At 72.4% G+C, this 11857-nt stretch carries 1 protein-coding gene; it reads right to left on the bottom strand.

Going from position 1 to position 11857, the window contains the following annotated elements; genetic code table 11:
• Window positions 1-11848 (bottom strand): type I polyketide synthase (locus ACF089_RS30460; protein ID WP_392033533.1); only part of this gene is annotated, 11848 nt, incomplete at its 3' end.
• Window positions 11849-11857: the final 9 nt, after the last annotated feature.

Raw genomic sequence — 11857 nt, 5'->3', positions numbered from 1 at the left:
CCTCCAGCATCCCGTCCATGTGCGGCGAGTGGAACGCATGGCTCACCGTCAGACGCTTGGTCTTACGGTCCGCGAAGTGCTCGACGACCGCCAGGGCCGCGTCCTCGTCGCCCGCGATGACGACGGACCGGGGGCCGTTGATCGCGGCGATGCTCACCCGGTCAGTGAGGTGAGGCAGCACCTCGTCCTCCGACGCCTGAACAGCGATCATCACGCCACCGGTCGGCAGCGCCTGCATCAGACGGCCACGAGCAGCGACCAGCGTGCACGCATCCGCCAGGGAGAACACCCCGGCCACATGCGCGGCCGCGATCTCACCGACCGAATGACCCGACACGAAGTCCGGCCGCACACCCCACACCTCGAACAACCGGAACAGCGCCACCTCGACCGCGAACAGCGCCGGCTGCGTCAACGCCGTCTCATCGAGAGCACCGCTCTCGGACGAGAACAGTGCTTCCTTCAACGGCACATCCAGAAGCCCGTCCAAGTGCGCGCACACCTCATCGAGCGCGTCCGCGAACACCGGATACGCCTCGTACAGCTCGGCGCCCATACCCGGCCGCTGACTCCCCTGCCCCGTGAACAGGAACGCCGTACGACCCTCGTTCGCCGTGCCCGCGGTGATCCGGGAGGAGGTCTCGGCGTCGGTCAGGCGCGTCAGCGCGTCCGTGAGTTCCTGGTGGTCCGTGGCCGTGAGCACCGCGCGGTGGTCGTGGTGGGCGCGGGAGGTGGCGAGGGAGAAGGCCAGGTCGGCGGTACCGGGGCGGTTCGCGTCGGTGGTGGTGCTCAGGTGGGTGCGGAGGGCGTCGGCCTGGGCACGCAGGGCCTCGGGGCTCTTGGCGGAGAGGACGTACGGCAGAGCCGCGGGAGTGGCGGAGACAGGAGCCGGAGCCGGATTCGACTCGACGGGGAGTTCCGGGGCCTGCTCGATGATGGTGTGGGCGTTGGTGCCCGAGATACCGAAGGACGAGACGCCGGCCCGGCGCGGGCGGCCGGTCTCCGGCCACTCCACGGCCTCGGTCAGCAGAGCGATGTCGCCCGCCGTCCAGTCGACGTGCGGAGTCGGCTCATCGACATGCAGGGTCTGCGGAAGCACCCCGTGCTGCATCGCCAGCACCATCTTCATCACACCCGCGACACCCGCCGCGGCCTGGGTGTGGCCGATGTTCGACTTGATGGACCCCAGCAGCAGCGGCTGATCCTCCGGACGGTCCTGACCGTACGTCGCGAGGAGCGCCTGGGCCTCGATCGGGTCCCCGAGCCTCGTCCCCGTACCGTGCGCCTCCACCGCGTCCACATCGGTGGCCGACAGACCGGCGCCCGCCAGCGCCTGACGGATCACCCGCTGCTGCGACGGACCGTTCGGAGCCGTCAGACCATTGGACGCACCGTCCTGGTTGACCGCCGAACCACGCACGACAGCGAGCACCGGGTGGCCCTTGGCCCGCGCGTCGGAGAGCCGCTCCACGAGCAGCATGCCGACGCCCTCACCCCACCCCGTACCGTCCGCACCGGCGGCGAACGCCTTGATCCGGCCATCCTCGGCCAGACCCCGCTGACGGCTGAAGTCGATGAAGTTCTCGGGCGTGGACATGACGGTCACACCGCCCGCGAGGGCCATGGTGCACTCGCCGGTGCGCAGCGCCTGGATGGCCCAGTGCAGGGCTACGAGGGAGGAGGAGCAGGCGGTGTCGACGGTGACGGCCGGGCCCTCCAGGCCCAGGGCGTAGGAGACTCGACCGGACATGACACTGCCGGCGTTGCCCGTGCCCAGGTGGCCTTCGAGGCCGTCCGGCTCACGCGCGACGAGCGAGAGGTAGTCCTGTCCGTTGGTGCCGACGAACACGCCGGCCTGGCTGCCGCGCAGCGTCGCCGGGTCGATGCCCGCCCGCTCGAACGCCTCCCACGAGGTCTCCAGGAGCAGCCGCTGCTGCGGGTCCATCGCGAGCGCCTCGCGCGGCGAAATGCCGAAGAACGCGGAGTCGAAGTCGGCCGCGCCGTCGAAGAATCCGCCTTCCCGGGTGTAGGAGGTGCCGGGCTGGTCCGGGTCGGGGCTGTAGAGCCGCTCCAGGTCCCAGCCACGGTCGGCGGGGAACTCCCCCACCGCGTCGCGGCCGGTGGCGAGCAGCTGCCAGAGGTCTTCGGGGGTGCGTACGCCGCCGGGGAAGCGGCAGCTCATGGCGACGATGGCGATGGGGTCGTCGTCGGTGGCGACGGCGGCGGGGAGCAGCGTGTCCGCGACGCGGATGCCGCCGACCAGCTCGCTCCGGAGATGGTCGGCGAGCGCGGCGGCGGTCGGGTAGTCGTAGATCAGTGTGGCGGGCAGCCGCAGTTCGGTGGCCGCGCCGAGCCGGTTGCGCAGCTCGACCGCCGTGAGCGAGTCGAAGCCCAGCTCCTTGAAGGCCCGCTCGGCGCCCACGGCGTCCGAGCCGCCGTGGCCGAGGACGGACGCGACCTGGGTACGGACCAGATCCAGCAGCTCACGCTCTTGATCGGCCGGCGCGAGGGCGGACAGCCGTCCGGCGAGGGATGAGGTGGCCGAAGGGTCGGTCTCGTGGGCCGTCCGCGCATGGGTCTGTGCGGCGCGAGCCTCACGTACTTCGCGCAGCTGGTCGAACAGCTCGCTGCGGCGGCCGGCGGTGAAGGCCTTGAGGAAGCGGTCCCATTCGATGTCGGCGAGGGTGAGAACTGCGTCGTCGCCCTCGGCGGCCTGGCTGAGCGCCCTGATCGCATGGTCTGCGGGCATCGGCGGAACTCCGTCGCGCCGCATCCGGGCGTCGAGCGCCTCGTCGGCGGCCATCCCGCCCTCGGCCCACGGGCCCCAGGCGATCGACGTCGCCGCCAAGCCGTCGGCACGGCGCTGCTCGGCCAGGGCGTCGAGATAGGCGTTCGCGGCGGCGTAGTTGCCCTGACCGGCGGTGCCGATCGTCCCGCTCATCGAGGAGAACAGGACGAAGGCGGAGAGATCGATGCCCAGTTCGACCGTCAGCTCGTGGAAGTTGCGGGCGGAGGTCGCCTTCGCCCGCAGTACGGTCTCGAACCGGTCCGGGGTCAGGGCGTCGAGTACGCCGTCGTCCAGCACACCCGCCGTGTGCACCACAGCGGTCAGCGAACCTTCCAGCGAGGCGAGGAGCGTACGCACAGCGTCCCGGTCGGCCGTGTCACAGGCCACCGCCTCCGCCTCGACACCCAGGGCCTCCAGCTCCGCCACCAGCTCAGCCGCACCCGGAGCCTCCGGACCACGACGACTCGTCAGCACAACGCGCCCGGCACCCGCACCCGCCAGCCAGCGAGCCACCCGACCGCCCAGAGCACCCGTACCACCCGTGACCAGAACCGTCCCCGACGGAACCCAGGAGCCTTCACCGCGCGGGGCACGGACCAGACGCCGCCCGAACACACCCGACGAACGCACCGCGACCTGATCCTCAGAACCGCCGCCCGCGAGCACGCCGACCACACGCGCCACCGCGCGTGCGTCCAGCACGGCCGGCAGGTCCACCAGACCGCCCCACCGCTCCGGAACCTCCAAAGCCGCCACCCGACCCAGACCCCACACCCCCGCCTGAGACGGAGACATCAGCCGGTCCGAACGACCCACAGAAACAGCACCACGCGTCAGACACCACACCGGAGCACCCACCCCGGCATCACCCAACGCCTGCACCACAGCAGCCGTCGACCACACCCCATCACCCTCAAGCGCCAAGAACGACACCACACCCGCGACCGGACCCTCAACCCCGGCGAGAAGTCCAGCCAGCACGGAACGATCCGCACCCCCCGGAACCACCACACGCCGAACCTCAGCCCCACACTCACCCAGAGCACCCACCAGCACCGAGTCCCCGGCACCCGCCGGAACCACCGCCACCCACACACCCGACAACCGCGCCGCAGAAACCTCACCCACCGGCTTCCACATCACCCGATAGCGCCAGCCGTCCACTGCCGTCTGGACTCGCCGCTCGTGACGCCATGTCGACAGGGCCGGGACAAGTTCCGCGAGCGATTCCTCGCCCACGCCCAGCTCGGCGACCAGCGAGGCGAGGTCCTCGCGCTCCACCGCGTCCCAGAATCGGGCGTCCACCGCGTCCACGGGCCCACCGGCCTGCGGCGCGATGCTGCTCGCGCCCTCGGGCCAGTACCGCTGGCGCTGGAAGGCATACGTCGGCAAGTCGACTCGGGGCGTGCCCAGGGCGGCGAAGTACGTCCGCCAGTCCACCACGATGCCGCGCACGTGCACCTGCGCGAGAGCGGTGACCGCCGTCTCTGCCTCCGGGCGACCACTGCGGAGTACGGGAACGAAGACCCCGGTCGCGACACACTCCTGCCCCAGGGCGGAGAGCACCCCCTCCGGGCCGAGTTCGACGTACGAGGTGACTCCGGCGGCCTCCAGCGCCCGCATGCCGTCCAGGAAGCGGACGGCCTCACGGACGTGCCGTACCCAGAAGTCGGCGGACGACATCTCGTCCGAGACCAGCGCACCCGTCAGATTCGACACCACGGGGATACGGGGCGTCCCGTACGTCAGCCCCTCGGCGACCTGGCGGAAGGCGTCGAGCATGCCGTCCATGTGGGGCGAGTGGAACGCGTGGCTGACCGTGAGGCGCTTGGTCTTGCGGTCCGCGAAGTGCTCGACGACCGCCAGGGCGGCATCCTCGTCACCCGCGACCACGACCGACCGGGGGCCGTTGATCGCGGCGATGCTCACCCGGTCGGTCAGCAGCGGAAGGACTTCCTCCTCCGACGCCTGAATCGCGATCATCACGCCACCGGTCGGCAGCGCCTGCATCAGACGGCCACGAGCAGCCACCAGCGTGCACGCATCCGCCAGCGAGAACACCCCAGCCACATGCGCGGCCGCGATCTCACCGATCGAATGACCCGACACGAAGTCCGGCCGCACACCCCACGCCTCGAACAACCGGAACAGCGCCACCTCGACCGCGAACAGCGCCGGCTGCGTCAACGCCGTCTCATCGAGAGCACCGCTCTCCGAAGAGAACAGCGCCTCCTTCAACGGCACATCCAGAAGCCCGTCCAAGTGCGCGCACACCTCATCCAGCGCGTCCGCGAACACCGGATACGCCTCATACAGCTCGGCGCCCATCCCCAGCCGCTGACTCCCCTGCCCCGTGAAGAGGAACGCTAGGCCGCCGTCGGCGACCGTGCCTTCGACAAGACGAGATGTCGACTTGCCGACGGTGAGGCCACGCAGCGCGGCCATGAGCGCTTCACGGCCGTCGGACCCGTCGGACCCGTCGGACTCGCCGATCAGGACCGCGCGGGTCTCCAGGGAGGCGCGGCCGGTGGCGAGTGAGTGGGCGACGGTGTCGAGAGGGGCGGTCGGGTCGGCCGCGAGGTAGGAGGCCAGCCGCGCGGCCTGGGCGCGGAGCGCGGTGGGGTTCTTGGCGGAGAGGAGGACGGGCAGCGAGGACGGTACGGAGCCGTTGTCGGCGTCGTCCGCCGCCGGGTCCGCGGGGGCCTCTTCGATGATGGTGTGGGCGTTGGTGCCGCTCAGGCCGAAGGACGAGACGCCGGCCCGGCGCGGACGGCCGGTCTCCGGCCATGCGGCCGGCTCGGTGAGGAGGGACACCGCGCCCGTCGTCCAGTCGACGTGCGGGGTCGGCTCGTCCACGTGCAGGGTCCGCGGAAGCACGCCGTGCCGCATGGACAGCACCATCTTGATGATGCCCGCGACACCGGCGGCGGCCTGGGTGTGGCCGATGTTCGACTTCAGGGAGCCGAGCAGCAGCGGCTGGTCCTGCGGGCGGTCCTGGCCGTAGGTGGCGAGCAGCGCCTGGGCCTCGATCGGGTCGCCGAGCCTGGTGCCGGTGCCGTGCGCCTCCACCGCGTCGACGTCGGCGGCGGAGAGACCGGCGCCGGCCAGGGCCTGACGGATGACGCGCTGCTGGGAGGGGCCGTTGGGGGCGGTGAGGCCGTTGGACGCGCCGTCCTGGTTGATCGCCGAGCCACGGACCACGGCGAGGACGGGATGTCCGTTGCGGCGCGCGTCCGAGAGGCGCTCGATCAGGAGCATGCCGACGCCCTCGCCCCAGCCCGTGCCGTCCGCGCCCGCCGCGAACGCCTTGATCCGGCCGTCTTCGGCGAGTCCGCGCTGACGGCTGAAGTCGATGAAGGCGTCGGGGGTGGACATGACGGTCACACCGCCCGCCAGCGCCACGGTGCACTCTCCGGCGCGCAGCGCCTGTACGGCCAGGTGCAGGGCGACGAGGGAGGACGAGCAGGCGGTGTCGACGGTGATCGCGGGGCCTTCGAGGCCGAAGACGTAGGAGATCCGGCCCGAGACGACGCTCGCCGCGTTGCCCGTGCCGATGTGGCCCTCCAGGCCGTCGGCCTCGCGGGTCACCAGGGAGAGGTAGTCCTGTCCGTTGGTGCCGACGAAGACGCCGGCCTGGCTGCCGCGCAGCGTCGCCGGGTCGATCCCGGCCCGCTCGAACGCCTCCCACGAGGTCTCCAGGAGCAGCCGCTGCTGCGGATCCATCGCGAGCGCCTCGCGCGGCGAGATCCCGAAGAGGTCCGCGTCGAAGTCGGCGGCGTCGTAGAGGAATCCGCCCTCGCGGGTGTACGAGGTGCCGGGCTGGTCCGGGTTCGCGCTGTAGAGGGCGGAGAGGTCCCAGCCCCGGTCGGCCGGGAATCCGGCGACCGCGTCGGTGCCGTCCGTGAGGAGCCGCCACAGCTCTTCCGGGGTCTGTACGCCGCCGGGGAATCGGCAGCTCATGGCGACGATCGCGATCGGGTCGTCGTCGGTGGCGACGGCGGCGGGAAGTCCGCTGCCGGGGGTGGCGGGCAGGCTGCCGACGAGTTCGTCGCGCAGGTACGCGGCGAGCGCGGCGGCGGTCGGGTAGTCGTAGATCAGTGTGGCGGGCAGCCGCAGTTCGGTGGCCGCGCCGAGCCGGTTGCGCAGCTCGACCGCCGTGAGCGAGTCGAAGCCCAGCTCCTTGAAGGCCCGCTCGGCGCCCACGGCGTCCGAGCCGCCGTGGCCGAGGACGGACGCGACATGGGTGCGGACCAGATCCAGCAGCTCACGCGTCTGCTCGGCCTCGGTGAGACCGGCCAGCTGGCTCACGACCGTGCCGACGACATCGGCGCCCGTGACCACCGCGCCGTGGCCGGTGACGGCGGCCGCGCCCTCCGCGCCCGTGATGAAGTCGCTGATGAGGGGGTTGGGGCGGACCGCGGCGACGACGGAAGGGAAGCGGTCCCAGTCGATGTCCGCGACGGTGAGAACGGCCTCGCCCGCGCCGACGGACTGTTCGAGCGCGGCGATGGCGGACTCGGGCGACATCGGCGGCATGCCGTCGCGCCGCATCCGGGCGTCCATGGCGTCGTCGGCGGCCATCCCGCCGTCGGCCCACGGGCCCCAGGCGATCGACGTCGCCGCCAGACCGTCCGCACGGCGCTGCTCGGCCAGCGCGTCCAAGTACGCGTTCGCAGCAGCGTAGTTCGCCTGGCCGCCCGCGCCGAAGGTGCCGGTGACGGAGGAGAAGAGAACGAAGGCGGAGAGCTCGATGCCGAGTTCGACCGTCAGCTCGTGCAGGTTGCGGGCGGAGGTCGCCTTCGCCCGCAGCACACTCTCGAACCGGTCCGGGGTGAGCGCGTCGAGTACACCGTCGTCCAGCACACCCGCCGTGTGCACCACACCGGTCAGCGAACCTTCCAGCGAGGCGAGGAGCGTACGCACAGCGTCCCGGTCGGCCGTGTCACAGGCCACCGCCTCCGCCTCAACACCCAGGGCCTCCAGCTCCGCCACCAGCTCAGCAGCACCCGGAGCCTGCGGACCACGACGACTCGTCAGCACAACGCGCCCGGCACCCGCGCCCGCCAGCCACCGAGCCACCCGGCCGCCCAGAGCACCCGTACCACCCGTGACCAGAACCGTCCCCGACGGAACCCACGAACCCGCACCCTCGGCACGCGGGGCACGGACCAGACGCCGCCCGAACACACCCGACGAACGCACCGCGACCTGATCCTCAGAACCACCGCCCGCGAGCACACCCACCACACGAGCCACCGCACGCGCGTCCAGCACGGCCGGCAGATCCACCAGACCGCCCCACCGCTCCGGAACCTCCAGAGCCGCCACCCGGCACAGACCCCACACCCCAGCCTGAACAGCGGACTCCAACCGGTCCGAACGACCGACGGAGACAGCACCACGCGTCAGACACCACACCGGAGCACCCACCCCGGCATCACCCAACGCCTGCACCACAGCAGCCGTCGACCACACCCCATCGCCCTCAAGCGCCAGGAACGACACCACACCCGCGACCGGACCCTCAACCCCGGCGAGGAGTCCAGCAAGCACGGAACGATCCGCACCCCCCGGAACCACCACACGCCGAACCTCAGCCCCACACTCACCCAACAGCGCGGACTCATCCACACCCGCCGGAACCACCGCCACCCACACACCCGACAACCGCGCCCCGGACACATCCGCCACCGGCTTCCACGCCACCCGATAGCGCCGGCCGTCCACCTCCGACTGGACGCGGTGCCTGCGACGCCACGCCGACAGCGCCGGGACGACCTCGCTCAGCGGCTGGTCGCCGTCCAGGTCCAGATCGAGCGCGGCGGCGAGGGTGGCCACGTCCTCGTGTTCGACCGCGTCCCAGAACGCGCGGTCGGCGGGGTCGGCGGCGTACGCGGGGGCCTCGGCCTCGGCGGTGCGCGAGTCCATCCAGTAGGACGTGCGCTGGAAGGCGTACGTCGGCAGCTCCACGCGCCGTGCGCCGGAGCCCTGGAAGAGCCCCTGCCAGTCCACGCCGGCACCCCGGACGTACGCCCGGGCGACCGCGGCGAGCAGGGTGTCCGTCTCGGGACGGCCGGGGATCAGCGCCGGTACGAAGACGGGGGCGGCGGCGGGCGCGGACGCGCCGCCGTCGGTGTCCACGCAGTCCTGTGCCATGGCGGTGAGCACACCGCCGGGGCCCAGTTCGAGGAAGGTGGCCGCGCCCTGGTCGGCGAGGGCGCGTACGCCGTCGAGGAAGCGCACGGCGTCGCGGACGTGGCGCACCCAGTGCTCGGGGGAGCACAGCTCGTCGGCGGTGGCCGTGCGTCCGGTGAGGAGGGAGACGACGGGGAGGGCGGGCGGCGCGTACTCCAGCACCTGGGTCACCCGGCGGAACTCCTCCAGCATCGCGTCCATGTGGGGCGAGTGGAAGGCGTGGCTGACCGTGAGCCGCTTGGTCCTGCGGCCGCGGGCCTCGAAGGCGGCGGCGATCGCGGTCGCGGCGTCCTCGTCGCCCGCGATGACGACCGACCGCGGGCCGTTGATCGCGGCGACGCTGACGCGGTCGGTGAGCAGCGGGAGGATCTCGTCCTCGGCGGCCTGGACGGCGATCATCGCGCCGCCGGCGGGCAGGGCCTGCATCAGGCGGCCGCGCGCGGCGACCAGGGTGCAGGCGTCCTCCAGGGAGAAGACGCCGGCGATGTGGGCGGCGGCGATCTCGCCGATCGAGTGGCCGGCCAGGAAGTCGGGGCGTACGCCCCAGCTCTCGACGAGCCGGTAGAGGGCCACTTCCAGGGCGAAGAGCGCGGGCTGGGTGTAGGCGGTCTGGTGGAGCAGCTCGGCCTCGGGGGCGCCCTCTTCGGCGAAGAGCACGTCGAGGAGGGGGGTGTCGAGCTGTTCGTCCAGGTGCCAGCAGGCGTCGTCGAGCGCGTCGGCGAACACGGGCTGCGCGTCGTACAGTTCGCGGCCCGTGCCGAGCCGCTGGCTGCCCTGGCCGGTGAAGAGGAGGGCGAGTTTGCCCGGGGCGGCCGTGCCCTGGACGAGGGCGGGGGCGTCGGCGCCGTCGGCGAGGGCGTCGAGGCCGTGCAGGAGGCTTTCGCGGTCGTCGCCGAGGATGACGGCGCGCTGGTCGAAGACGGTTCGGGTGGCGGCGAGGGAGTGGCCGACGTCGGCGGGGGCGGCGTCGGGTGTGCCGTCGAGGTGGGCGCGGAGCCGGCGGGCTCCGGCGCGCAGGGCTTCGGCGGTCTTGGCGGAGAGGGTCCAGGGGAGGGCGGCGCTCGCGGCGGGGGCGTCCGCGCCGGCCTCGTCGCGGGCGGCCGGGGCGTCGGTGTTCTCGTCGTCCGCGGGGCTCGTTCCCGAGTGCGGGACGCGGTCCTCGGCGGCGGGTTCCTCGATGATGGCGTGTGCGTTGGTGCCGCTCATGCCGAAGGAGGAGACTCCGGCCCGGCGGGGGCGGTCCCCGGCGGGCCAGTCGCGGGCCTCGGTGAGCAGGGAGACGGCTCCGGCCTCCCAGTCGACGTGGGGGGTGGGGGCGTCGACGTGCAGGGTGCGCGGGAGGACGCCGTGGCGCATGGCCATGACCATCTTGATGATGCCCGCGACTCCGGCGGCGGCCTGGGTGTGGCCGATGTTCGACTTCAGGGAGCCGAGCCAGAGCGGGGCGTCCTCGGCGCGGTCCTGGCCGTAGGTGGCGAGGAGGGCCTGGGCCTCGATCGGGTCGCCGAGCCTGGTGCCGGTGCCGTGCGCCTCGACGACGTCCACGTCTTCGGCGGTCAGGCTCGCGTTGGCGAGGGCCTGGCGGATGACGCGCTGCTGGGACGGTCCGCTGGGGGCGGTGAGGCCGTTGCTCGCGCCGTCCTGGTTGATGGCGGAGCCGCGTACGACGGCGAGGATCCGGTGGCCGTTGGCGCGGGCGTCGGAGAGGCGTTCGACGAGGAGCATGCCGACGCCCTCGCCCCAGCCGGTGCCGTCGGCCGCGGCGGCGAAGGGCTTGCAGCGGCCGTCGGCGGCCAGTCCGCGCTGGCGGCTGAAGGAGATGAACGAGCCGGGGCTCGCCATGACGGCCGCGCCGCCCGCGAGGGCGAGGGAGCACTCGCCGGTGCGCAGGGCCTGGACGGCGAGGTGGAGGGCGGCGAGGGAGGAGGAGCAGGCGGTGTCGACGGTGACCGTGGGGCCTTCGAAGCCGAAGGTGTAGGCGATACGGCCGGAGGCGACGCTCGCCGCGTTTCCGGTGACGAGGTATCCCTCGAAGCCGTCGGTGGCGTCCTGGAGGCGGGGGCCGTACTCCTGGGTCTCGACGCCGACGAAGACGCCGACCTGGCTGCCGTGTGCGGCGGCGGGATCGACGCCGGCGCGCTCGAACGCCTCCCAGGAGGTTTCGAGGAGCAGTCGCTGCTGCGGGTCCATCGCGAGTGCTTCGCGCGGGGATATCCCGAAGAATGCGGCGTCGAATTGGTCGGCGTCGTGGAGGAAGCCGCCCTCGCGGGTGTAGCTGGTGCCGGCCCGGTCGGGGTCGGGGTCGTAGAGGGATTCGAGGTCCCAGCCGCGTGCGGTGGGGAATTCGGAAATGGCGTCGGCGCCGGAGGCGACAAGGTCCCAGAGGGCTTCGGGGGACTGTACGTCGCCGGGGAATCGGCAGCCCATGCCGACGATGGCGATGGGCTCGTCGCTGGTGACGGCGGCGGTGACGGGAGGACCGTCGGGGCCGGTCAGGCCGAGGAGGTCGCGGCGCAGCCGGCGGGCGAGGGCGACGGGGGTGGGGTGGTCGAAGGCGAGGGTGACCGGGAGCCGCAGACCGGTGCCGGCGGTGATCCTGCTGTGCAGGTCGACGGCGGCGAGCGAGTCGAAGCCCAGCTCCAGGAAGGGGCGGTGCGGGTCGAGGGCGGCGGGTGCGGCGTCGCGCAGGGCGGCGGAGACCAGCGAGGTGACCCAGTCGAGGAGCGCGGTGTGCTGTTCGGTCTCGGTGAGCCCGGTCAGCCGGCGCTGCCAGGATTCCTGTCCCCGGCCGGCGGTGTCCTCGGCTCCCTCGGCCCCGGAGGCAGCATTGATTTCGGGTGCGAAATCCTCGGACTCGTTCAACATCGCGCGCTC

This window comes from Streptomyces sp. NPDC014894 (genome assembly GCF_043080985.1).
Lineage (GTDB): Bacteria > Actinomycetota > Actinomycetes > Streptomycetales > Streptomycetaceae > Streptomyces.
The sequence above is the reverse complement of the archived record's forward strand: the minus strand, read 5'-3'. Positions and strand labels throughout refer to the sequence as shown.